This is a genomic window from Comamonas sp. CMM03, assembly GCF_019218715.1.
Lineage (GTDB): Bacteria > Pseudomonadota > Gammaproteobacteria > Burkholderiales > Burkholderiaceae_C > Comamonas > Comamonas terrigena.
Genome location: NZ_JAHUXB010000005.1, coordinates 133,764 through 155,568, shown reverse-complemented (window position 1 = coordinate 155,568; position 21,805 = coordinate 133,764). Strand labels below are relative to the sequence as shown.

Annotated in this window: 21 protein-coding genes; 15 read left to right on the top strand and 6 right to left on the bottom strand. The window is 65.3% G+C overall.

Going from position 1 to position 21,805, the window contains the following annotated elements:
* Nucleotides 1-55: 55 nt before the first annotated feature.
* Nucleotides 56-2,050 carry an acetate--CoA ligase gene (acs, locus tag KW830_RS17520; protein WP_218333876.1) on the bottom strand — a complete coding sequence of 665 codons (1,995 nt, stop codon included), beginning with the start codon at nucleotides 2,048-2,050 and terminating at the stop codon, nucleotides 56-58.
* Nucleotides 2,051-2,256: 206 nt separating this feature from the next.
* Here acs and KW830_RS17515 point away from each other — a divergent pair, with 206 nt between their 5' ends.
* The 5 genes from KW830_RS17515 to KW830_RS17495 all read left to right on the top strand — a co-directional run bounded on the left by KW830_RS17515 (nucleotide 2,257) and on the right by KW830_RS17495 (nucleotide 8,275).
* Entirely contained in the window at nucleotides 2,257-2,895 is a 639-nt protein-coding gene (locus tag KW830_RS17515; protein WP_218333875.1) for a TIGR00645 family protein, read from the top strand.
* A 599-nt stretch (nucleotides 2,896-3,494) separates the two neighbouring features.
* Nucleotides 3,495-4,829, top strand: a complete 1,335-nt coding sequence (proV, locus tag KW830_RS17510) for a glycine betaine/L-proline ABC transporter ATP-binding protein ProV (protein ID WP_192332987.1) — start codon at nucleotides 3,495-3,497, stop codon at nucleotides 4,827-4,829.
* A complete protein-coding gene (proW, locus tag KW830_RS17505) occupies nucleotides 4,826-6,124 on the top strand; it encodes a glycine betaine/L-proline ABC transporter permease ProW (protein ID WP_192332984.1) in 1,299 nt (432 codons plus the stop codon). The genes proV and proW overlap by 4 nt, the downstream gene beginning before the upstream one ends.
* Nucleotides 6,125-6,339: 215 nt before the next feature.
* Complete coding sequence (gene proX / locus KW830_RS17500) at nucleotides 6,340-7,311, top strand: glycine betaine/L-proline ABC transporter substrate-binding protein ProX (protein WP_225608601.1); 972 nt, start codon at nucleotides 6,340-6,342, stop codon at nucleotides 7,309-7,311.
* Nucleotides 7,312-7,474: 163 nt separating this feature from the next.
* Complete coding sequence (locus tag KW830_RS17495) at nucleotides 7,475-8,275, top strand: transporter substrate-binding domain-containing protein (RefSeq protein ID WP_066535531.1); 801 nt, start codon at nucleotides 7,475-7,477, stop codon at nucleotides 8,273-8,275.
* Between the two features lie 105 nt (nucleotides 8,276-8,380).
* Here KW830_RS17495 and KW830_RS17490 read toward each other — a convergent pair whose 3' ends face one another.
* A complete protein-coding gene (locus KW830_RS17490) occupies nucleotides 8,381-9,265 on the bottom strand; it encodes an META domain-containing protein (protein WP_218333874.1) in 885 nt (294 codons plus the stop codon).
* A gap of 370 nt (nucleotides 9,266-9,635) precedes the next feature.
* On the opposite strand from KW830_RS17490, the gene KW830_RS17485 reads away from it, so the two are divergent.
* Nucleotides 9,636-10,364, top strand: a complete 729-nt coding sequence (locus KW830_RS17485) for a DUF3334 family protein (protein ID WP_066535537.1) — start codon at nucleotides 9,636-9,638, stop codon at nucleotides 10,362-10,364.
* A gap of 291 nt (nucleotides 10,365-10,655) precedes the next feature.
* On the opposite strand, the gene fumC is transcribed toward KW830_RS17485, so the two are convergent.
* Nucleotides 10,656-12,068 (bottom strand): class II fumarate hydratase, encoded by a 1,413-nt coding sequence (gene fumC, locus KW830_RS17480; RefSeq protein WP_218333873.1) that lies wholly within the window; start codon nucleotides 12,066-12,068, stop codon nucleotides 10,656-10,658.
* A gap of 429 nt (nucleotides 12,069-12,497) precedes the next feature.
* Between fumC and KW830_RS17475 the strand changes: the two genes are divergently transcribed.
* Nucleotides 12,498-14,051: a fumarate hydratase gene (locus tag KW830_RS17475; protein WP_066535540.1), complete on the top strand. Its 1,554-nt coding sequence runs from the start codon at nucleotides 12,498-12,500 to the stop codon at nucleotides 14,049-14,051.
* A gap of 234 nt (nucleotides 14,052-14,285) precedes the next feature.
* On the opposite strand, the gene KW830_RS17470 is transcribed toward KW830_RS17475, so the two are convergent.
* A complete protein-coding gene (locus tag KW830_RS17470; RefSeq protein ID WP_218333872.1) occupies nucleotides 14,286-14,612 on the bottom strand; it encodes a plasmid stabilization protein in 327 nt (108 codons plus the stop codon).
* Entirely contained in the window at nucleotides 14,599-14,823 is a 225-nt protein-coding gene (locus KW830_RS17465; protein WP_083520414.1) for a hypothetical protein, read from the bottom strand. Before KW830_RS17465 ends, KW830_RS17470 begins: the two co-directional genes overlap by 14 nt.
* 236 nt (nucleotides 14,824-15,059) lie before the next feature.
* Between KW830_RS17465 and KW830_RS17460 the strand changes: the two genes are divergently transcribed.
* The 6 genes from KW830_RS17460 to KW830_RS17435 all read left to right on the top strand — a co-directional run bounded on the left by KW830_RS17460 (nucleotide 15,060) and on the right by KW830_RS17435 (nucleotide 18,868).
* The gene (locus tag KW830_RS17460; RefSeq protein WP_083520394.1) at nucleotides 15,060-15,218 is read left to right on the top strand and encodes a transcription initiation factor TFIID subunit D10; all 159 of its coding nucleotides are present in this window, start codon (nucleotides 15,060-15,062) and stop codon (nucleotides 15,216-15,218) included.
* Nucleotides 15,219-15,246: 28 nt separating this feature from the next.
* A complete protein-coding gene (locus tag KW830_RS17455) occupies nucleotides 15,247-15,408 on the top strand; it encodes a hypothetical protein (RefSeq protein WP_172591833.1) in 162 nt (53 codons plus the stop codon).
* A gap of 320 nt (nucleotides 15,409-15,728) precedes the next feature.
* Entirely contained in the window at nucleotides 15,729-16,070 is a 342-nt protein-coding gene (locus KW830_RS17450) for a putative quinol monooxygenase (protein ID WP_066536200.1), read from the top strand.
* A 171-nt stretch (nucleotides 16,071-16,241) separates the two neighbouring features.
* Nucleotides 16,242-16,694, top strand: a complete 453-nt coding sequence (locus tag KW830_RS17445) for an SRPBCC domain-containing protein (protein WP_218333871.1) — start codon at nucleotides 16,242-16,244, stop codon at nucleotides 16,692-16,694.
* A gap of 243 nt (nucleotides 16,695-16,937) precedes the next feature.
* Nucleotides 16,938-17,993: a TerB family tellurite resistance protein gene (locus tag KW830_RS17440; RefSeq protein WP_218333870.1), complete on the top strand. Its 1,056-nt coding sequence runs from the start codon at nucleotides 16,938-16,940 to the stop codon at nucleotides 17,991-17,993.
* 239 nt (nucleotides 17,994-18,232) lie between these two features.
* Nucleotides 18,233-18,868 (top strand): DUF938 domain-containing protein, encoded by a 636-nt coding sequence (locus KW830_RS17435; RefSeq protein WP_192332982.1) that lies wholly within the window; start codon nucleotides 18,233-18,235, stop codon nucleotides 18,866-18,868.
* A 53-nt stretch (nucleotides 18,869-18,921) separates the two neighbouring features.
* Here the strand turns inward: KW830_RS17435 and KW830_RS17430 are convergent, their stop codons facing one another.
* The gene (locus KW830_RS17430) at nucleotides 18,922-20,637 is read right to left on the bottom strand and encodes a tannase/feruloyl esterase family alpha/beta hydrolase (protein ID WP_218333869.1); all 1,716 of its coding nucleotides are present in this window, start codon (nucleotides 20,635-20,637) and stop codon (nucleotides 18,922-18,924) included.
* 223 nt (nucleotides 20,638-20,860) lie between these two features.
* On the opposite strand from KW830_RS17430, the gene KW830_RS17425 reads away from it, so the two are divergent.
* Both KW830_RS17425 and KW830_RS17420 read left to right on the top strand, forming a co-directional pair.
* Entirely contained in the window at nucleotides 20,861-21,322 is a 462-nt protein-coding gene (locus KW830_RS17425) for an SRPBCC domain-containing protein (protein WP_218333868.1), read from the top strand.
* 66 nt (nucleotides 21,323-21,388) lie between these two features.
* Nucleotides 21,389-21,802, top strand: coding sequence for a DUF6152 family protein (locus KW830_RS17420; RefSeq protein ID WP_255578749.1), 414 nt, complete (start codon nucleotides 21,389-21,391; stop codon nucleotides 21,800-21,802).
* The last annotated feature ends 3 nt before the right edge of the window (nucleotides 21,803-21,805 follow it).

Here is a 21,805-nt window from a genome sequence, read left to right as displayed (position 1 = left end):
TCAGGGCCGCAGCTGTCGCAGAGCACCCGGTGTCCGCGTTGCGCGGCGTTCTGAATCAGTTGGTCTTGGCCAGCTGCTCCAGGATCGCAGGGTTTTCCAGCGTGCTGGTGTCCTGGGTGATGGCCTCGCCCTTGGCGATGGAGCGCAGCAGACGGCGCATGATCTTGCCGCTGCGGGTCTTGGGCAGGTTCTCGCCAAAGCGGATGTCCTTGGGCTTGGCGATGGGGCCGATTTCCTTGGCCACCCAGTTGCGCAGTTCGTTGGCCAGGGCCTTGGCTTCTTCGCCGGTCGGCACCGGGCGCTTGAGCACCACGAAGGCGCAGATGGCTTCGCCGGTCAGGTCGTCCGGGCGGCCCACCACAGCGGCTTCCGCCACCAGATCGGTCTTGGATACCAGCGCGGATTCGATTTCCATCGTGCCCATGCGGTGGCCGGAGACGTTCAGCACATCGTCGATGCGGCCGGTGATGCGGAAGTAGCCGCGGTCTTCGCTGCGCACGGCGCCGTCACCGGCCAGGTAGTAGCCCTTGAGCTCTTCGGGGAAGTAGCTTTTCTTGAAGCGCTCGGGGTCACCCCAGATGTTGCGGATCATCGACGGCCAGGGCTTCTTGACCACCAGGATGCCGCCGGCGCCGTTGGGCATGTCGTTGCCGGATTCATCGACGATGGCCGCGGTGATGCCGGGCAGCGGCAAGGTGCACGAACCGGGCACCAGCGGGGTGGCACCAGGCAGAGGCGTGATCATGTGGCCGCCGTTTTCGGTCTGCCAGAAGGTGTCCACGATCGGGCAGCGCTCGCCACCAATGTGCTTGTAGTACCACATCCAGGCTTCGGGGTTGATGGGCTCGCCCACGCTGCCCAGGATACGCAGCGACGACAGGTTCCAGTTCTTGGGGTGCACCTTCTCGTCGGAATCCGCGGCCTTGATCAGCGAACGGATGGCCGTGGGCGCGGTGTAGAACACCGTGCAGCCATGGCGCTCGATCATCTGCCAGAAGCGGCCGGCGTTCGGGAAGGTCGGCACGCCTTCGAACACGATCTGCGTGGCACCCGCCGACAGCGGGCCGTAGGCCACATAGGTATGGCCGGTGATCCAGCCGATGTCGGCCGTGCACCAGAACACATCGCTGTCCTTCATGTCGAAGGTCCAGTTCACCGTCTGGCGCGCCCACAGCATGTAGCCACCGGTGCTGTGCTGCACGCCCTTGGGCTTGCCGGTGGAGCCGCTGGTGTAGAGGATGAACAGCGGGTGCTCGGCATTCACCGGCACGGCCGGACATTCGGTCGACTGGCCTGCCAGCGCTTCGGTGAAGGTGATGTCACGGCCGGCCACCATGGCGCATGCCGTGGGTGTGCGTTCGTACACCAGCACCGTCTTGACCGCATCGCAGCCGCCCAGCGCCAGCGCGTCGTCGACGATGGCCTTCAGCGGCAGCTCCTTGCCACCACGCATCTGGTAGTTGGCCGTGACCACCGCGCTGGCGCCCACGTCCACGATACGTTCCTGCACCGCCTTGGCCGAGAAGCCGCCGAACACCACCGAGTGCGTGGCACCGATGCGCGCGCAGGCCTGCATGGCCACCACGCCTTCGATGGTCATGGGCATGTAGATCAGCACACGGTCGCCCTTTTGCACGCCACGGGCCTTGAGCGCGTTGGCGAACTGGCTCACGCGGGCCAGCAGTTCCTTGTAGGTGACCTTGGTGACCTCGCCGCCGTCGGCTTCAAAGATGATGGCGGTCTTATTTTCGACCGGCGTGCCGATGTGCTTGTCCAGGCAGTTGGCGCTGGCATTCAGTTCGCCGTCGGCAAACCATTTGAAGAACGGGGCATTGCTCTGGTCCAGCACCTGGGTGAAGGGCTTGGTCCACACCACGTTTTCACGGGCCAGGCGGGCCCAATAACCTTCATAGTCCTTGTCCGCTTCGGCACACAGGGCTTCGTAAGCGGCCATGCCGGACACACGGGCTGCCTTCTGGGTCGCATCGGATGGGGGAAAGACGCGGTTTTCCACCAGCACGGATTCGATGGCGTTGGTCGGTGCGTTCATGGCTGAGTCTCCTTGCACTTGTAGGGTTTGTTTGCGGCGTACTGTCGTGTCGGGCACTTACATACCACTGACTCGCCGTCTATCTCCCACTGTAGCCCGCAAAAAGCCCTGCCTTCCCCCTCGGGTTTCCACAATGCCGCCGCATACAATGCCCGCCCAGCAGCGCTTCGCTGCTACGGTTTCCTTCAACCATCCTCTGACCCACCATGGCCCACGCTGACCCGAAATCCGAGTCTCCTGCCTCCCCCCCCTCGTCCACGCCCGTGGCCCTGCGTCCCCTGCCAGCCCTGATCTTTGCCAGCCGCTGGCTGCAGCTGCCGCTGTACCTGGGCTTGATCGCAGCCCAGGGTGTCTATGTCTGGCACTTCCTGATCGAGCTGCTGCACCTGGTGGAAGCCGCCTTCGGCAGCCAGGAAGCGCTGCAGGCACTGATCACCAACATCGGCTACAAACCCGAAGCCACCATTACCGGCCTGAACGAGACCGTCATCATGCTGGTGGTGCTGGCCCTGATCGACGTGGTGATGATCTCCAACCTGCTGATCATGGTGATCGTCGGCGGCTACGAAACCTTTGTCAGCCGACTGGGCCTGGACAGCCACCCCGACCAGCCCGAGTGGCTGGACCATGTGAACGCCTCGGTGCTCAAGGTCAAGCTGGCCCTGTCCATCATCGGCATCAGCTCCATCCACCTGCTCAAGAGCTTCATCAACGCCGGCAACTATGAAGTGCAGGTGCTGATGTGGCAGACCATCATCCATGTGGTCTTCCTGCTCAGCGCCCTGGCCATTGCCTTCACCGACAAGCTGATCCACAGCAGCCACGCCAGCCGCAGCGCCCACTGAGTCCCCTCTGCAAAGCGCCCATCGGGGCGTTTTTGCCCGCATGCAACCCCGGCTACCGCAAGGTTCCGGGGTTGCTGCTTTTTCCGCTCCGTTGCCAGCGGGAGAAAGCATGAAGCCCGCCGTTGCCAGCCCCGCGAATGCTGCAACGCAAAAAAATCATTGACAGCAACATAACGAATAGTTAGAATAAAGGCTTCATTAACAACCTGCCATGCAGGTAATCCATCCCTTTTGCGGGTGGATTGACTCTGGCGCGCACCGTTGCCACGCAACGCGATGCCGCCACAGGCCGGACTCCGGCCCTGATGCACGGACTTTCATCCGGGTGGCTTTCGGCCTTGCGCCGCCACCCGCTCCGAGGGAAAGCAACCGGCGGTCTGACCGTTGACTTCCTCCCTCGCTCCTGCGGCCCTTGCGCACCCTCGCGTGCCATGCGGGCCCTGCCATACCTGCCCTTCAATGTGGCGCAACGGGTGTTCCCCGCTGCGCCAGTGCATCGGGCCCCACGTTTTCCGGCTTCGCGTGTAGGCCGCCATGGGCATGCCCATGGCGCGGCTGCACTGTGTTCAACCTCCAAAACCAATGAGGGAGAGAAACCAGTGGCCAAACAAATCCGCATCGAGCATGTGTTCAAAGTCTTCGGCGACCAGCCGCAGGCTGCGCTCGACCTGGTGCAGCAGGGGCTGTCGAAACAAGACATCCTGCAGCGCACCGGCCAGTCCATCGGCGTGTTCGACGCCCACTTCACCATCGAGGCCGGCGAGGTCTTTGTCATCATGGGCCTGTCCGGCTCGGGCAAGTCCACGCTGGTGCGCCTGCTCAACCGACTGATCGAGCCCACCAGCGGCCAGATCGTGGTGGATGGCCAGGACATCAACCAGCTCAACGACCGCGACCTGCGCGCCCTGCGCCGCAAGGACATCTCCATGGTGTTCCAGTCGTTCGCGCTGATGCCCCACATGACGGTGCTGGACAACACCGCCTTCGGCCTGGAACTGGCCGGCGTGGACAAGCCCACGCGCCAAAAAGCCGCCCAGGAAGCGCTGGAGCAGGTCGGCCTGGGCGCCTGGGGTGCCAGCTACCCCGATGCCCTGTCGGGCGGCATGCAGCAGCGTGTGGGCCTGGCCCGTGCCCTGGCATCCGACCCCAGCATCCTGCTGATGGACGAGGCGTTCTCCGCCCTGGACCCCATCATCCGCACCGAGATGCAGTCCGAAATCCTGCGCCTGCAGCAGATCAAGCGGCGCACCGTGGTCTTCATCTCGCACGACCTGGATGAAGCCATGCGCATTGGCGACCGCATCGCCATCATGAAGGATGGCCAGGTGGTGCAGGTGGGCACGCCCGATGAAATCCTGCGCAGCCCGGCCAACGATTACGTGCGCAACTTTGTGCGCGGCGTGGATGCGGCCTCGGTCTTCAAGGCTGCCGACATCGCCCGCCAGGCCATGACCATCATCTCCGAGCACAGCGACCGCGGCTGCCGCGCCGCGCTGCGCCTGATCGAGGACTCCGACCGCGACCACGCCTATGTGGTCAACAGCCGCAAGCGCTACCTGGGCGTGGTCTCTTCACAGTCCCTGCGGGATGCGCTGCAAGGCCAGCCCGGCATGCGCGCACTGCAGCACGCCTTCATCCCCAACGCCGTGCCGCTGGCCAGCAGCACACCGGTGGCCGATCTGTTCGGCCCGGTGGCGGCCGTGCCTTTCCCGCTGCCCGTGGTGGACGAGGACGGCAGCTTCCTCGGTGTGGTCAGTCGCACCACCATGCTCAAGTTCCTGGACCGCGACACCCCGCCCGTGCCGCCGCCCCAGATCGAAGTGCCGCCCATCCAGCTGAATCCGAAGTTCCCCGTGCATGCGGCGGAACCCGCCGTGGCGCCGCATGCCCAGCCTGCCGCGCCTGTCCATAACCAGACCGGAGATGCCGCATGAACGATTTGCACACCACCACCCCGGTGCAGGACGATCCCTGGGCCGCCAGCACCGCACAGGACGCCCCGAATCCGATGCACACCCCGTCCGCCGATGCCGCGGTCGACGATCCCTGGGCAGCCAGCAGCGTGCAGGCCGATGCGCCCACGGCCAACGCCACCGATGCCGGCACCGACCCCTGGGGCGGCAGCGCCGGTGCGCCCGACGCCGGCATGGACTGGCTCAGCACCCCGGCCACATCCACCCCGGTGGATGACAGCAGCCAGAGCGGCCTGACGGCCCTGTGGCACCAGATCACCACCGAAGGCCTGCCAGTGCAGGACGCCATCAATGACGGCCTGGGCTGGGTGGTCGAGCATTTCCGCCCCTTCTTCCAGGCGGTGCGCACCCCCATCGATGCCACCCTCAACGGCGTGACCGACACCTTGCTGGCCGTGCCCATGCCGGTGCTCGTGCTGCTGATTGCCCTGCTGTCCTGGCAGTTCGCCAGCCGCAAGCTGGCCGTCGGCTCGGCCATCTCGCTGCTGATCGTCGCGGCACTGGGCATCTGGTCCGAAGCCATGGTGACCCTGGCCCTGGTGCTGACCTCGCTGCTGTTCTGCGTGGTCATCGGCCTGCCGATGGGCATCGTGCTGGCCAGCAGCGACCGCGCCCAGCGCTGGATGCGCCCGGTGCTGGACGCCATGCAGACGACGCCGGCCTTTGTGTATCTGGTGCCGGTGGTGATGCTGTTCGGCATCGGCAATGTGCCGGGGGTGATCGTGACCATCGTGTTCGCGCTGCCGCCGCTGATCCGCCTGACCAATCTGGGCATCCGCCAGGTGCGTCCGGACCTGATCGAAGCCAGCCGCGCCTACGGCGCCTCGCCCTTGCAGCTGCTGTGGAAAGTGCAGCTGCCGCTGGCCATGCCGTCCATCATGACCGGCATCAACCAGGCGCTGATGCTGTCGCTGTCCATGGTGGTCATCGCCTCCATGATCGCCGTCGGCGGTCTGGGCCAGATGGTGCTGCGCGGTATCGGCCGCCTGGACATGGGCCTGGCCACCGTGGGCGGCCTGGGCATTGTGCTGCTGGCCATCGTGCTGGACCGTCTGACCCAGGCCATGGGTGAAAACACACGCGGCAGCGCCCGCTGGTGGCAGACGGGCCCGGCAGGCATGGTGGTGCGCATGCTGCGTCCGGCCCCTGCGGCAGTGCCGACAGCAGCCACAGCGCCAGCAACGCCGACTGCGGCTGCAGCATCCACTGCACAGGCGCAGCCCACTCCGCTGCCGCCCCAGCCATCTGCCAGCTGAAGGCCAGCCCCTTCGCTGATGGCCTGCACGACCGCTGTGCCGTGCAAGGCCGGCAGCCTGGCACGGCCCAGGCACCTCCCCCAGACACCACACCAACCAAAAAAGGAACACCAAGGATGACGTTGCACACTGCATACACCCCCGATACACAGACCCTCCCCACCGCCAACGCCCCCCGCTCGGCCTGGCAACGTGCCTGCGCCGTGGCCGCAGGCATGGCCATGGCTGGCAGCATGGCCCTGGCGGCCGACAGCGCCGACCTGCCCGGCAAGGGCGTGAAAGTCCAGCCGCTGAAAAGCTCCATCGCCGAAGAAACCTTCCAGACCCTGCTGGTCATCAAAGCCCTGGAACAACTGGGCTATGACGTGCAGCCCGTGAAGGAAGTGGAATACCCCACGGCCCATATCGCCCTGGCCAATGGCGACGCCACCTTCATGGCCAACCACTGGAACCCTCTGCATGCCGACTACTACAAGAATGCCGGTGGTGACGCCAAGCTCTACCGCCAGGGCGTGTTCTCGGCCAACGCCGCCCAGGGCTACCTGATCGACAAGAAGACGGCCGACGCCCACCAGATCACCAACCTGGGCCAGCTCAAGGACCCAGAGATTGCCAAGCTGTTCGACACCGACGGTGACGGCAAGGCCGACCTGACCGGCTGCACCCCCGGCTGGGGCTGCGAGGCCATGATCGAACACCAGCTTTCCGCCTACAAGCTGCGCGACACGGTCACGCACAAGCAGGGCACCTACGCCGCGCTGATGGCCGACACCATCACCCGCTACAAGGCCGGCAAGCCCATCCTCTACTACACCTGGACACCGTACTGGGTGAGCAATGTGCTCAAGCCCGGCAAGGACGTGGTCTGGCTGCAAGTGCCTTTCTCGGCCATGCCCGGTGAGCAGGCCGGCACCGACACCAAGCTGGCCAATGGCAAGAACTACGGCTTCATCGCCAACAACCAGCAGATCGTGGCCAACAAGGCCTGGGCGGAAAAGAACCCCGCCGCTGCCAAGCTGTTTGCCGTGATGCAGCTGTCCGTGGCCGACATCAATGCCCAGAACTACATGATGAGCCAGGGGCAAGGCAAGGCAGCCGACATCGAGCGCCACACCACAGGCTGGATCAAGGCGCACCAAAAGCAGTTCGACGGCTGGCTGCAGCAGGCACGCGACGCGGCCCGCTGAAGTCCGCACAGCAAGCGCCTGCACATGGCGCACATCCATCCACCGGCCCCTGCGGCCGGTTTTTTGTGCGAGCGGGCACGGTCTATGCATTCACTGCCGGTGGACCCGGTCGCCTGCACCACGATGCAGCACCGGGCATTGGTTTCACTCCCCGGAGCTTTTCATGTTGCATTTCCTGCCCCGCCGCACCCTGTTGTCTTCTCTGGCCGCCCTGGGCCTGTCCAGCCTCTGCGGTCTGACCGCCCAGGCCGCCACGCTGGCCGACATCCAGGCCCACAAAGTCCTGAACGTCGGCATCCAGACCGATTACCCACCCTATGGCTATATCGACGCCAGCATGAAGCCCCAGGGCTCGGACGTGGCCACGGCCGAGCTGATCGCCAAGCAGCTGGGCGTCAAGCTCAACATCGTCACCGTCACCTCGCCTGCACGCATTCCCGCGCTGCAGGCCGGCAAGGTGGACCTGATCATCTCCTCCATGGGCAAGAACCCCGAGCGCGAGAAAGTGGTGGACTTCACCATCTCCTACGCCCCGTTCTTCTCGGGCCTGTATGCCAACAAGAGCCTGGCGATCAAGCAGTTTGGCGATCTGGCCGGCAAGACCGTGTCGGTCACGCGCGGCTCGCTCCAGGACGATGCGCTGACCAAGCTGGCCCCTGCCGGTGCACAGATCAAGCGCTTTGAGGACGACACCGCCACCATCGCCTCGTTCGTGACCGGCCAGAGCCAGGTGCTGGCCCACAGTGCGGCCGTGGCCGGGCTGACCATGCAGCGCAACCCCAAGCTGGGTGCCGAATACAAGCTGCTGCTGACCGATGTGCCCTGCTTCATCGGCGTGGCCAAGGGCAACACCGCCCTGCTGGACCAGGTGAACGTGATCCTGCGCACCGCCAAGGCCGATGGCACGCTGAACGCCATCTCGGAAAAGTACCTGGGCCGCCCGCTGGGCAATCTGCCGGAATAAACGCAGTTCCGGGCAACTGCGCTGCACCAAAAAAAGAAACGAGCATAAAAAAGCGGCCCCTGCGGGGCCGCTTTGCATGGATGGTGGTGTGTTGACCGCTGTGCCTCAGCGCAAGGCCACGGCCTGCAGCTGCGCCAGCAGCTTGCCCTTGGCATCCAGCAATTCCAGTTGGTCACCGTGGATGCGCCAGCTGGCCACCTGGCCCAGCATTTTCAGCATGGCCGATTCGGTGCTGGACGCCGCGCCCTTGCAGGCCATGCGGGTGCCGGCCACCTGACCGAACTGCAGCTGCTGGCCGTCCTGCTTCCAGCGGCCCATCAGGCGGTTGCAGCCGCCCGAGCCCACCAGCCGGCCTTGCTGCTGCAGGATGATGTGCGCTTCCTTGTCCAGGCGGGGCACGGCCTTGCCGTTCAAGGTCAGCAGCTTCCAGTAGGTATTGTCCAGCGACACCGTGGCCTGCTCTGCCGCGGCGGGCTTGGCTCCACCCTGCCCGGCCGCAGCGGCTGCCGCCACCGGTACGGGCACACCCAGGTTCTTGGCCTTGTCCCCGGCGCAGGACGTGGCGCTGGACAGCGACACAAAACGCTCCACGCGCAGCGCCAGCTCTTTCTTGCCCTGCTGGGCCATCACCGGATCGGCAGAGGGGCGTTCGACGATGCGGCCATCCACACTGGCCAGCATGGCGGTGTTGGGACCATTGCGCGACGCCATATAGGCATTCTCCAGCAGCGCGTTATCGCCCTCCATCAGCACCGGCACGGTCTGCCCGGTCTTGCAGTCCAGGAATCGGCCACTGTCGGCTTCATAGCTGTAGACGCCCTGCCAGCGGCCCGTTTCCGTGCTGGGCTGCAGAACGCCGGGCTGCTGCGCCGCAGCCGGGGTGCTGCTAGTGCCGCGCCATTGCGACCATTTTTGCGAGACGGTGGAACAGCCCGCCAGACTGGCCACAGCCAGCACACAGCCGGCCACGCGCCACAGGGAATGCGACATGGATGCCTCCTGTCCATGGTTGTACATGTACTTCATGCCCGCACGTTAGCAGAGCCCCTGGCCAGGCAGGGCGAAACTGCAGCGCCAATACCCCTTGCGGGCAGTCATGCATTCAACGCCTTTGGGCTTGTTGCACGCACGGTTATTGGCCGAAAAGCTACTCAAAAAATAGCGCGCCGACAATGCTGCGGAACACCCGGCGCAGCCGGGCAACGCCCATGGCCGCGCGCTGCCGCAGTGCGGCACCACCCGCCTTGCCATGCGGTTCGGACCGGGCCGCTGGCTGCACGATCGCGCTGCCGCACGGTCCAACACACTTGTGACCAACTGTTGCATCCATAATCGTGCTATTTCCTGAACAGGCACCCCCATGAGCCAAGAGAATCCCAACGTCGTCCAAGGCACCGAGGAGCTGTTGCTCAGCCTGTGCAATTCCGTCACCCGCGTGCTGAACGTGGCCACTAACAGCCAGGTGCAATACTCCGGCGTGGTGCAGCGTATCCAGAAGACCTACCTCAAGCCCGACATCGGCTGCTTTGTGCTGTTTGACGGCGGCTTCTCCGGTCTGGTCATCATCAACCTGTCCGCCGCGTCGGCCATGGAGCTGTACCGCAACTACCTGCTGAACATGGGCCTGTCCGAAAGCGACCTGGCCACCAGCTACACCTCGGACGAAGTCAGCAACGTGATGGGCGAGCTGATGAACCAGGTGGTGGGTGACTTCACCGGCAAGGTGCGCCGCGAGCTGCAGACCCACATCACCCAGAACCAGCCCAAGATGCTGGTGCTGAACAAGCAGGTGCAGCTGAGCGTGGACGCCAACCTCGACAACCCCGAGGCGCGCCGCGTCACCTTCTACACCGCCGCCAACAACATCTTCTATCTGGAGCTGGCGGTGGACCGCACCGAATTCATCACCCTGCGCGACTTTGTGCCCGAAGCCGAGATCGACGCCGATGCCATCATGGCCGCAGCCGGCGCGCCTGCAGCCAGTCCTGCCGCCGCCGGTGCCTCCGCCGCCACGGCTGCTGCGACCGCCACGACGCCTTCTTCCACCGACGCCGATACCGAGGCCCTGCTCAAATCGCTGGGCATGTAAGCAGCCGGCACCACCGCACGTACCGTCCACAAAAAAGCACCCTGCAGGGTGCTTTTTTTCATGGCGCTGGCAGGTCTGCTGGTCAAGGTGCCCACAACGCACTCCAGTGGCTGCGCCCGCTTCGCATACGCAGCATCCTGTGCGAAACCACACACTGGAAGCCATCGGCTTCCAGCTGGGGAGCAGACTGCAACCCCCTGAGCTGCCCGGCACCTGCAACCCCAACGGCAGCGGGGTACGGAATTTACGGCCTGGGAACACCAGACCGAAAGCACAGGGACCGAAACAGGCTTACAGATTGCCCACCATGTCCTTGGCCACCACCCACTGGTCAAACTGCTCGGCCGTCACATGGCCGCTGGCAATGGCAGCGTCGCGCAGGCTCGAACCCTCTTTGTGCGCCTTCTTGGCGATGTAGGCCGCCTTGTCGTAGCCGATATGGGTATTGAGTGCCGTCACCAGCATCAGAGAGCGGCTGACCAGCTCGGCAATGCGTTCGCGGTTGGGCTCGATCCCCACGGCGCAGTGGTCATTGAAGCTGACCATGCCATCGGCCAGCAGGCGCACGCTCTGCAGGAAGTTGTGCGCCACCAGCGGGCGAAACACGTTCAGCTCGAAGTTGCCGCTGGCACCGCCAAAGTTGATGGCCACATCGTTGCCGAACACCTGGGCGCCCAGCATGGTCACGGCTTCGGACTGCGTGGGGTTGACCTTGCCGGGCATGATCGAGGAGCCCGGTTCGTTCTCGGGAATCGACAGTTCGCCCAGGCCGCTGCGGGGGCCGCTGGCCAGCCAGCGCACATCGTTGGCAATCTTCACCATGCTGGCGGCCAAAGTCTTGAGCGCGCCATGGGCGTGCACCAGCCCGTCGCACGATGCCAGCGATTCGAACTTGTTGGGCGAGGTGACGAACGGGTAGCCGGTCAGCTTGGCCAGCTCGGCCGCCACCCCTTCGGCATAGCCCTTGGGCGCATTCAGGCCCGTGCCCACAGCCGTGCCGCCCAGCGCCAGCTCGTACAGATGGGGCAGCGCGGCGCGCACATGCTTTTCGCTGTGAGCCAGCTGGGCCACCCAACCGGAGATCTCCTGGCCCAGCGTCAGCGGCGTGGCGTCCTGCAGATGGGTACGGCCGATCTTCACGATGTCGGCAAACGCCTCGCTCTTGGCCTGCAGTGTGGTGCGCAGCTTGGCAATGGCCGGCAGCAGCTTCTGCTCGATGGCAGTGACCGCCGCCACATGCATGGCCGTGGGATAGACGTCGTTGCTGGACTGGCTTTTGTTCACGTCGTCATTCGGGTGCACCAGGCGCGACTCGCCACGCTCGCCGCCCAGCAGCTCGCTGGCGCGGTTGGCCAGCACCTCGTTGACGTTCATATTGGTCTGCGTGCCCGAGCCGGTCTGCCACACCACCAGCGGGAATTCGCCCGGGTGCTGGCCGGCCAGCACCTCATCGGCGGCGACGTTGATGGCCTGGGACTTCTTGGCATCCAGCAGACCCAGGGCATGGTTCACCGTGGCCGATGCCTTCTTCACCTGCGCCAGCGCGGCAATGATCTCGCGCGGCTGCTGTTCGCCGCTGATGTCGAAGTTCTGCAGCGAACGCTGGGTCTGGGCCCCCCAGAGCCTGTCGGCCGGAACGTCGATGGGGCCGAAGGTGTCTTTTTCCTGGCGCGTGGCCTGGCCGGAGGTGGAAGTGCTTGTCATTTTGGGACTCCTTGAAGGCAAACAAGGCGGCGCAGCTGGCTGGAGGCGATCTGGCTACGGTTGGCCGCAAAACACACTGGCCTGCGCATGCATGCCAGCAAAAAAGCAGACCGCCATGCTAACCCAGGCAATGACAGCCATTCTCATCGGCATGGTGTACCGCACCGCAGCACATCGGGCACCTCCATCCTGCACAGGTGGTCGGATCGGTTTCTTTCCCAATATGCAAGCGCGAAAGAAGCTATGGTTTTTGAAAGTCCCCAGAACCCCATGGTCAGCACCCGGACAGCGGCTTGCAGTAAGCTGCGGCGCGCCCCAAGTCCTCTATAAGACTTGTCGGCTTTGGCCTACAGCCCGAGGGCTTAGCGCGGATAATCAGCAGGTTTTCCGAGCGCAGCCCCTGCGCACCCATAACAGAGAAGCTTCACGATGACGACCTCCATCCGCCAGCAGGACCTGATCGACTCGATCGCAGGTGCCCTCCAGTACATCAGCTACTACCACACGCCGGATTTCATCCAGCATCTGGCCCGCGCCTACGAGCGTGAGCAAAGCCCTGCGGCCAAGGATGCGATGGCACAGATCCTGACCAACTCCAAGATGGCCGCCACCGGCCAGCGCCCCATCTGCCAGGACACCGGCATCGTCAACGTGTTCCTGAAGGTGGGCATGGACGTCAAGTGGGAAGGCTTCACCATGGGCCTGGAAGACGCCATCAACGAAGGCGTGCGCCGTGGCTACAACCACCCCGACAACACGCTGCGTGCGTCCGTGGTGGCCGACCCCCACTTCAAGCGCAAGAACACCAAGGACAACACCCCCGCCGTGATCAATGTGCAGATCGTGCCCGGCGACAAGGTGGACGTGACCGTGGCCGCCAAGGGCGGCGGCTCCGAGAACAAGTCCAAGATGATCATGATGAACCCCAGCGACGACCTGGTGGAATGGGTGCTCAAGACCATCCCCACCATGGGCGCAGGCTGGTGCCCTCCCGGCATGATCGGCATCGGCATTGGCGGCACGGCAGAAAAAGCCGTCTTGCTGGCCAAGGAAAGCCTGATGGAAGACCTGAACATGTACGAGCTGCAGGCCAAGGCTGCCAGCGGTGCAGAGCTGGATGACGTGGAAAAGCTGCGTCTGGAGCTGTTCGAAAAGATCAATGCCCTGGGCATCGGCGCCCAAGGCCTGGGCGGCCTGACCACGGTGCTGGACGTCAAGATCAATATGTACCCCACGCACGCGGCCTCCAAGCCCGTGGCTATGATCCCGAACTGCGCTGCCACCCGCCACGCCCACTTCGTGATGGACGGCTCCGGCCCGGTGTACCTGGACGCGCCTTCGCTGGACAGCTGGCCCAAGATCGACTGGGCACCCGACTACAACAAGTCCAAGCGCGTGGACCTGAACACCCTGACCAAGGAAGAAGTCGCCAGCTGGAAGCCCGGCGACACCATCTTGCTCAACGGCAAGATGCTCACCGGCCGTGACGCCGCGCACAAGCGCATCCAGGACATGCTGGCCAAGGGCGAAAAGCTGCCCGTGGACTTCACCAACCGCGTGATCTACTACGTCGGCCCCGTGGACCCCGTGCGCGACGAAGTGGTCGGCCCGGCAGGCCCCACCACCGCCACCCGCATGGACAAGTTCACCGAGATGATGCTGTCGCAGACCGGCCTGATCTCGATGATCGGCAAGTCCGAGCGCGGCCCCGTGGCCATCGAAGCCATCAAGAAGCACAAGAGCGCTTACCTGATGGCCGTGGGCGGCGCCGCCTACCTGGTCTCCAAGGCCATCAAGCACGCCAAGGTGGTGGGCTTTGAAGACCTGGGCATGGAAGCCATCTACGAATTCGACGTGGTCGACATGCCCGTCACGGTGGCCGTGGATGCCGGCGGCACCAGCGCCCACATCACCGGCCCTGCAGTCTGGAAGGAAAAGATTGCCACCGGCGAATTCAAGGGCATTGAAGTGGCCGGTGCGTAACCGCCCCGCTGCTGCCTGCATAAAGAACCGCCTTCGGGCGGTTTTTTATTGGGTGCCCGCCCACACCTTTCAACGGTCTCGTCCACCCGAAAAAATCGCCCGCCATCTCTTCACGGGAGAAATGCGGAAACCCTCAGCCAGATGACATGGGGAATGCGCATTCTGCGGCCCTGATGCGGCCCTGATGCGGCCCTGATGCGGCCCTGATGCGGCGCTTGAGCGACTTGGATCGCGCTATTTGGCCGAAGCGGCCCGTTTGGCCTCGGCATTGCGCTTGCGCGTTGCCGCCGCCTTCCTGGCCGAAGCCGACCGCTCTTCGGGCGTGCGCGCCGCGGATGCGGCACCGCCGATGCGCCCGCCCTTGCGGGCAGAGACGCGGTCCACCGGGTGGCCCCGGCCGGAGCCCGACAGCTTGCCACCGCCGGTTTCCTTGTTCACCGTGGCCCAGGCAATTTCGGCCGCCTTGTCAGGATCCACACCGCGTTCCTCGTAGCTTTCCTCGATGTGGCGGGCCTGGCGCTTTTGCTTGTCGGTATAGGCCGACTTGTCACCGCGTGGCATGGCGTGCTCCTTGGCTGGTTGATGGCGATGGAGGCACCGGCTGCGGCGGCAACCGGATCGGCGGCGCGGTGACCAGTGGGTCAATCGGTGCAGGCGGCGCCACGGGCTCGGGACGGCCCGGAACCTTGTCCGGATCCGGCGGTAGCAGGGGCTCGTTCGGGATGTGCGGGTTGGGCATGGCGGGCGCAGCGGCAGACAGATGCAAGGGCATGAAAAACCTCCTTGCCTCCACCTTGAACGACATCATTGTGTGATTGCGTAAAAAAACGTTCCATTCGGGGACAGAGCACAGCGCCAGTTCCCCCTCGGGGGCCCAAGGGAAAACATGTAAGCCCCACGCTTACAAAGTGGCTTCCAAATGCGGCGAAGGTGGCACCAGACAGCTCGCCCCGATCTGTCAGACAGGCCACCCCGGCCTGTCGTTCACCACTGAAGGAGCTTTTTGCCATGCAACAGCAGCACAACCCGCAGAACCAAGTGAACCAGCAGCCGCAACAACCCGGCCAACAACCGGGCCAGCCCAAGGAGAAGCAGCAACAGCAGCAATCTCCCGGGCAACAGCAGCCCGGGCAACCCTCCAAGCAGCAACCCCAGCAACAGCGCTAGCACCCTGGCAGGGACGGAAGCCGCTGCAATGACCGGTTTGCGCCCGGAGCAGCTGCCCAGCCAGTCCCCCTGGCCTTTGCAGATGGGACAGCCCTTGCACGAGGCCAAATACAGCCAGCAGCAGAGCAAATGCAACAAGCGCCAGCTGGGCACCGAAGCCCCGCCACCGCTCCATGAGCAGATGCACTGACCGCGCTGGCACCACCGGCCCGCTGACCGACAGTGGGCCTTTTTGTGGGTACAGCACTGGAACCGGGGACGTGGTGGCCCGCCATAGCGGTGCTGATGCTGTGGTGGTAGCGATGGCGGCTGCAGGCAGGCGGCCCCCGCTGAGGCTGGCACATAGAGACTTCTGCTCCGCATGGCATGGTGGCCGGTCCCCTTGCCGCATCGCTGAAGGCCCTCCAGCGTGCCCACCCGGGTGTGATAGCTTCAGCAGCATGTAGGAGGGCATGGCGCAGCACGCTGCCACCGCCAATGCGCTCCCCGCCCCACCAGGAACCCCGCCCCATGCTCAAAGTGATTGCCCAAGACTTCATCCGCCCGGAACACATTGCCACCGTGCTGCCGCTGTACCGCGAGCTGGTGGAGAAAACCAGGCAGGAGCCGCTGTGCCTGTCCTACGAGTTGTTTGTAGACCAGAAGGATCCGGGGCATTTCACCTTCATCGAAACCTGGCCCGACCGCGCGGCGCTGGACACACACTGCGCCACCGAGCATTTCCAGCGTCTGGTGCCGCAGATCGACCGCCACCAGAGCCAGCCCGGCCAGTTCCTGCTGATGGATGTCCTGCCTGGAACGGAGTGGTGCCCTGCCGACCACACTCCTGCACAGGCCGAGGCCGAAGCCTGACGGCAGGCCCAGGCTTGCGGGCTTCGCCGACCGTCGGACTCAGGACAGTCAGAAAACCCTGCTGGAAATGGGCCACCTCTTGCCGATTGGCCCCGGCGGTGCTCCCATAGGGCCATCCCCTGCGCGCAGCGCGGCCATGGCCGCAGTCTCGCCCGCCACCAGGAGTGCGATATGACCCGCTTTCACACCCACCGGCACTTTGCCGCTGCGCCCGACACCGTGTTTGCCGCCCTGGCCGATCCCGTCCGGTTGGCCCGCTGGTGGGGACCAGCCGGGTTCCACAACACCTTTGCCGAATGCGAGGTCGAGAGCGGTGGCATGTGGCGCTTCACCATGCACGGGCCGGACGGCAGGCACTACGCCAACGAATCGGTGTTCGAGACCGTGGACGCCCCCGAGCGCGTGGTCATCCGCCACCTGAACCACCCGCATTTCCGCCTGACCATCACGCTGACAGAGCAAAGGACTGACGGTCAGCCCGGCACCCGTGTGGACTGGGAGCAGGTGTTTGACAGTGCGGAAGTGGCCGCAGCCTTGCAGGCCGTGGTGGTCCCCGCCAACGAACAGAACCTGGACCGCTGGCAGGCCGAAGTGGCCGCACAGATACCCAGCGGTAGGGACTGAATATCTGCATGCGCTTTTCAAACTGCCTGCTGCGCACGTAAACTGATTTGAACGGCGACCAGCGGCAGCATCTACGGATCCGACCTTGGTCGCCACGGCCCACCAGAATTCATCACCAACAGGCCGCTCCCATGCCTTGCACGTGCACAGGCAGCTGTCTTTTCAGACAGCGCCTTGGCGTGCACGGAACCAGCTGCCTGCGCAGCACTCCCATCTGGACCCCTTCACCTACCTGGGAACACCATGACCTCTGAAGACATTCGCGCCACCCTGACCATCTGCCTTCTGGCATCCTTCGCCGATGGCGAGAAGCACGATCGCGAGCGCGAACAGATCCGCCAGGTGGCCGAAGGTCTGGCCGGTGACCAGCAGGTGAACCTGCCCGGCCTGTACCAGGATGTGCTGCTGCGCCGTGTGCAGCTGCCCGCTGTGCTGGCCCAGCTCTCCACCCCCGAAGCGCGCCAGTTGGCCTATGAAATGGCGGTCTGCGTGTGCGAGGCCGATGGCCACACCAGCGCCAAGGAGCAGGACTTTCTGGCCCAGCTGCGCCAGGCATGGGGCATGGGCGCCAGCGGCACCGGCAACGCCAGCAATGCAGCCACCGCAGTGGCCGGCTATGCGGGTGCCGCCAGCAGCTTCGACAGCCAGGCCCAGTCCGTGGCGGACGCCCCGCTGAATGCACAACTGCCTGACGTGGACACCCTGCCCTCGCAGGAACCGGTGCCCCACCCCACGGCGGTAGACCCGCTGTGTTCGGCGGCACAGCGCCGTCCCGGGAACCTGTCCGCCACCGAGATGGACAGCAAGATTCTGAAAGCCGCCATCCTGAACGGCGCCATCGAGTTGCTGCCGGAAAACCTGTCGACCCTGGCCATCATTCCGCTGCAGATGCGGCTGGTCTACCAGATAGGCCAGAGCTACGGCTACGAGCTGGACAAGGGCCACATCAAGGACCTGCTGGCGGCGCTGGGCGTGGGTCTGACCTCGCAGTACCTGGAAGAGGCCGGTCGCAAGCTGCTGGGCGGCCTGCTGGGCAAGGCCGGCAAAGGCATCTTCGGCAGCCTGGGCAAACAGGCCGTGAGCAGCGGCATGAGCTTTGCCAGCACCTACGCCCTGGGCCATGTGTCCAACCAGTATTACGCCGGCGGCCGCACCCTGAGCACCGAGATGCTGAAGAGCGCCTACCAGCATGTGATGCGCGATGGCCGCCAGCTGCAGGCACATTACCTGCCCCAGATGCAGGAAACCGCACGCGGGCTGAACACCGCCAAGATCCTGCAGATGGTGCGCGGCGGCTGAAGGCTGCCAGGGCTCTGCTGCGGCCATGGCATGGCCCGTCGCAGCCAGGACTGCAGCCATGTCCGCTTGGATACGCGGACAGGAAACCGGTCGTGCGCGCTCCATGCACTGCATCTGTATACGGCCCCGGCACACTTATGCGGCAGGACGACAGGGCCACAGCGTCATAGGGCCATCGGTCGCCCAGGCGTTTTGGCACGGACAATGTCTCTTCCCGACACCCCGCCTCTCTCTCCCGCATGCATCCGTTCACTCCCCACCCCGACACGCCCGCCGAGCGCCCTTTCTCCCAGGCCTGCGCCAACAACCAGGCGCCCATTCTGGCGGTGCTGGAGCAGGCCTTTGCCGATCGGCGGCAGGTGCTGGAAATCGGCTCGGGCACCGGTCAGCACAGCGTGTACATGGCTCCCCGCCTGCCGCAGCTGGTGTGGCAGACCAGCGACCTGCCCGAGCACCATGCGGGCATCCTTGCCTGGCATGCCACCCAGCCCGCCGCCAATCTGCGTGCGCCGCTGGCCTTTGATCTGCACAGCAGCTCCTGGCCGCAGACAGCCGACGGTGCATTCGACGCGGTGTTCACCAGCAACACCTGCCACATCGTGGCCTGGCCGCTGGTGGAGCGCATGTTCGCGCTGGTGGGCGCCCATCTCCCCACGGGCGGCGTGTTCGCCGTCTATGGCCCGTTCAACTACGGCGGCCAGTTCACCAGCGACAGCAACCGCGCTTTCGATGCCTGGCTGCGCCAGCGCGACGCCGCCAGCGGCATCCGCGACCAGGAAGCCCTGCAGGCACTGGGCAGCCTCCATGGGCTGGAGCTGGTGCAGGACCATGCCATGCCGGCCAACAACCGCACGCTGGTGTTCCGCAAAGGCTGATGGCCGGGCCCGCACCACCGTCGCCGGAGGTGGTGCGGAGGTGGGAGAAGTGCCTATTCGCTCACGCAGCGAAAGTTGGCGGCGGTGTTCACATCGCCGCTGCCGTTGTAGCGTGGCCAACCGGGGTATTCGCACAGCGGACGGGTGCGGCCCGGCAGCCCCACGGTGTCTTCCACCACCTGCGCCTGCGGGGCCTGGCCCTGTGCGACCCAGGCATCCAGCACCGCCAGACTGTCCCATGCGGCATTGTAGATCCCGCTGACCGCGTGGCCATACCCCGGCACCTCGTAGTAGCGGGCAAAGTCGCGCACCGCCGCCCGGCCCATGCTCTGCACCATGCGCTGGTAGTACTGCTGCGTGGCCCGGGTGCTGACCAGCACATCGGCCGTGCCGTGTGCCATCAGCAGCTTGCCACCGCGTGCGCGGAAGGCGGACAGGTCCGTGCGGTTGATGTCCTGCAGCCGGGTCAAGGCATCGATGCGCGCCTGCCACGGGCCGGGGGCCTGCGGATCCAGCGTCAGGCTGTTGAACTGCGCATCGCGCGTGACGAAGAAGCGCACCCACTGGTCCCAGAACACGCTGTGATAGGGCGCCGTCAGCGGCATCGGACTGCCAGGCTGGCCGGTACCCAGCGCCAGCAGCGTGATGGAGGGCGCTTGCGGCGTGCCACGCGCCAGGCCCAGATCGGCCCCCCAGAGGTTGAAGCCGGGATACTGTGTCTCGCCGCTGCCCAGCGGACGGCTGAAGGTGATGGGGCTGTCCATCACCTTCAGCGCCGCGATCTGCGCATCGGCCAGGCAGTGGTCGCCCGCAGCGCGCCCGCCTTCACAACGCAGCGGCTTGCCATCCACCAGGGCGGTGGCCGGGTCGAACTGGCGGTTGCAGGCGGCCACGTTGGACACCACGCCATCCTCGACCCCGTCGAGCTTGTCGCAGGTCTGGAGCGCAGCACGCAAGAGCTGCGCACGCTGTGCCTGACTGGGATAGGCCCCGGGCTGGGCCAGGGCGCGGGTGATACGGCCAAACTGCAAATCCAGTGCCGCAGCGTTCCAGGCCGGGTACCAGGCGATCACGCCATCAAAATCCTTGGGCCAGCGCTGTGCCACGGCCAGGGCTTCACGCCCGCCGGTGGAGCCGCCCACGAAATACCAGCGCGCAGGCAGCTTGCCGTAGTGCCAGCCAATGAGCTGGGCCGCCACATCGCGGGTCTTCTTCAGGGCATCGCCGCTGAAGTTGCGCACCGCCTCGTCGTTGGTGCCGAAGCTGCCGTCGCGGCTGGTGGTGGCCCCGGCCTGGTGACCGGAATCGCTGGAAAAAGTGGCATAGCCCTGGGCCAGCGGCACCGGCGTGCGCGCCGGTCCGGCCGCGTAGTTGCCTGTCATGCTGGGGATGGTGCCGTTGTACCCGCCGCCGCCGCCCATCAACGCCTTGCCGTTCCATTGCTGCGGCAGATTGAACTGCGCCTTGATCATGGGGGCCGCCGGGTCCACCGGACGGATGTCCACCAGCAGCTTGCAATAGGCCCCCACGGCGGCAGCGCCCTCCCCGGCTGCTGCCACCTCCTGCGCCTGGGTGACCTGCGCGCCCTGGGTGGCCAAGCCGATCTGCCCGGCCGGCACCTGCTTGCCTTGCAAGGCGCTGCATGCCAGCGGCTGGGCCGGCAACTGCGGCGGCGCCGTGCCGCAACCTGCCAGCAGCAGGCCCATGGCCGTCACCACCAGCCCACCACCGTAGCTCCCCCGTATTCCCGTTGCAAAGTCCACCGCCATGTCGCCTCCGCCAGATGTGAAAGGAAAAAGTGCGGCAGCCATTATTCGGGCGCACGGCCCTGTCACCAGGGCCTCTGGGGCTGGCCTGCGGGAATGTCTGCACATGGTTTTCCAGCATGGCGCCGCACTGCAGCAAACCCGTACCGCCAGCAGGCATGAGGGATGTGCCGGTGCCGCAGGCGCTCTACCATGGAGCCATCCTGCAAACCGGAGGACCGCTGCCATGACACAACGCCTGTACTTTGCGGTGACCATCGCCGCCCCGCGCAGCAGGGTGTGGCTGACCATGCAGTCACCAGACGGCTACCGCGACTGGACGTCCGCCTTCTGCGAAGGCTCCACCTACGAAGGTTCATGGGAGCAAGGCGCCAGAATCCGTTTCCTGGCGCCCAGCGGCGACGGCATGACCTCCGAAATTGCCGAGCGGCGCGAAGGCACCCTGCTGTCCATCCGCCATCTGGGCGAGATCCGCCAGGGTGTGGACGACACGCACAGTCCCCAGGTACTGGCCTGGGCTCCGGCCTACGAGAACTTCCACCTGCGTGATCTGCCTGCCGGCGGCACCGAGTTGCGGGTGGAAGTGGACACCGTGGCCGACTATGTGCAATACATGCACGACACCTACCCGCGCGCGCTGCAACGGCTCAAGGCCTTGTGTGAGGCGGAGGAAATGCACGCAAGCTGACCCATCCCCCGCACGGCGCAGTCCGTGCCCCCGCTCGCTCACCCTACCGTCTGCAAGGAGGCTCCGATGACCCCATTGCCCCACGACACCGGACCGCAGCGCCACCTGCAGCCCCTGTCCCGCCTGGCCGCGGCCACTGCGCTGCTGCTGGGCACAGTCACGGCCCAGGCACACCATGGCTGGTCCTGGGCCGAAGGCGAACAGATGACGCTGCAAGGCCAGATTGCACGCATTTCCATGGCGCCGCCCCACCCTGTGCTGACCGTCCAGGCAGCCGATGGCGGGCGCTGGCAGGTGGACCTGGGCAATCCGTCGCAGACCGAGCGCTCGGGTTTTACCGGCAACACGGCACAGGTCGGCGACGCCATCACCGTGCGCGGCAACCGCAGCAAGGATGCCCAGGCACTGCACATGAAAGCCGTGCGCATCACCGTAGGGGGTAAAAACTACGACATGTACCCCGAGCGCATCCAGGACTGAGCC

Excerpts from the sequence above, each read along its gene's own strand:
- KW830_RS17465 (WP_083520414.1), bottom strand. The coding sequence starts at position 14,823 with ATGCCCTTGCATCTGTCTGCCGCTGCGCCCGCCATGCCCAACCCGCAC.
- acs (WP_218333876.1), bottom strand. The coding sequence starts at position 2,050 with ATGAACGCACCGACCAACGCCATCGAATCCGTGCTGGTGGAAAACCGC.
- KW830_RS17440 (WP_218333870.1), top strand. The coding sequence starts at position 16,938 with ATGACCTCTGAAGACATTCGCGCCACCCTGACCATCTGCCTTCTGGCA.
- fumC (WP_218333873.1), bottom strand. The coding sequence starts at position 12,068 with ATGACAAGCACTTCCACCTCCGGCCAGGCCACGCGCCAGGAAAAAGAC.
- KW830_RS17485 (WP_066535537.1), top strand. The coding sequence starts at position 9,636 with ATGAGCCAAGAGAATCCCAACGTCGTCCAAGGCACCGAGGAGCTGTTG.
- KW830_RS17460 (WP_083520394.1), top strand. The coding sequence starts at position 15,060 with ATGCAACAGCAGCACAACCCGCAGAACCAAGTGAACCAGCAGCCGCAA.
- KW830_RS17490 (WP_218333874.1), bottom strand. The coding sequence starts at position 9,265 with ATGTCGCATTCCCTGTGGCGCGTGGCCGGCTGTGTGCTGGCTGTGGCC.
- KW830_RS17445 (WP_218333871.1), top strand. The coding sequence starts at position 16,242 with ATGACCCGCTTTCACACCCACCGGCACTTTGCCGCTGCGCCCGACACC.
- proX (WP_225608601.1), top strand. The coding sequence starts at position 6,340 with ATGGCCATGGCTGGCAGCATGGCCCTGGCGGCCGACAGCGCCGACCTG.
- KW830_RS17425 (WP_218333868.1), top strand. The coding sequence starts at position 20,861 with ATGACACAACGCCTGTACTTTGCGGTGACCATCGCCGCCCCGCGCAGC.
- KW830_RS17430 (WP_218333869.1), bottom strand. The coding sequence starts at position 20,637 with ATGGCGGTGGACTTTGCAACGGGAATACGGGGGAGCTACGGTGGTGGG.
- proW (WP_192332984.1), top strand. The coding sequence starts at position 4,826 with ATGAACGATTTGCACACCACCACCCCGGTGCAGGACGATCCCTGGGCC.
- KW830_RS17450 (WP_066536200.1), top strand. The coding sequence starts at position 15,729 with ATGCTCAAAGTGATTGCCCAAGACTTCATCCGCCCGGAACACATTGCC.
- KW830_RS17475 (WP_066535540.1), top strand. The coding sequence starts at position 12,498 with ATGACGACCTCCATCCGCCAGCAGGACCTGATCGACTCGATCGCAGGT.
- KW830_RS17470 (WP_218333872.1), bottom strand. The coding sequence starts at position 14,612 with ATGCCACGCGGTGACAAGTCGGCCTATACCGACAAGCAAAAGCGCCAG.
- KW830_RS17455 (WP_172591833.1), top strand. The coding sequence starts at position 15,247 with ATGACCGGTTTGCGCCCGGAGCAGCTGCCCAGCCAGTCCCCCTGGCCT.
- KW830_RS17495 (WP_066535531.1), top strand. The coding sequence starts at position 7,475 with ATGTTGCATTTCCTGCCCCGCCGCACCCTGTTGTCTTCTCTGGCCGCC.
- KW830_RS17515 (WP_218333875.1), top strand. The coding sequence starts at position 2,257 with ATGGCCCACGCTGACCCGAAATCCGAGTCTCCTGCCTCCCCCCCCTCG.
- KW830_RS17435 (WP_192332982.1), top strand. The coding sequence starts at position 18,233 with ATGCATCCGTTCACTCCCCACCCCGACACGCCCGCCGAGCGCCCTTTC.
- KW830_RS17420 (WP_255578749.1), top strand. The coding sequence starts at position 21,389 with ATGACCCCATTGCCCCACGACACCGGACCGCAGCGCCACCTGCAGCCC.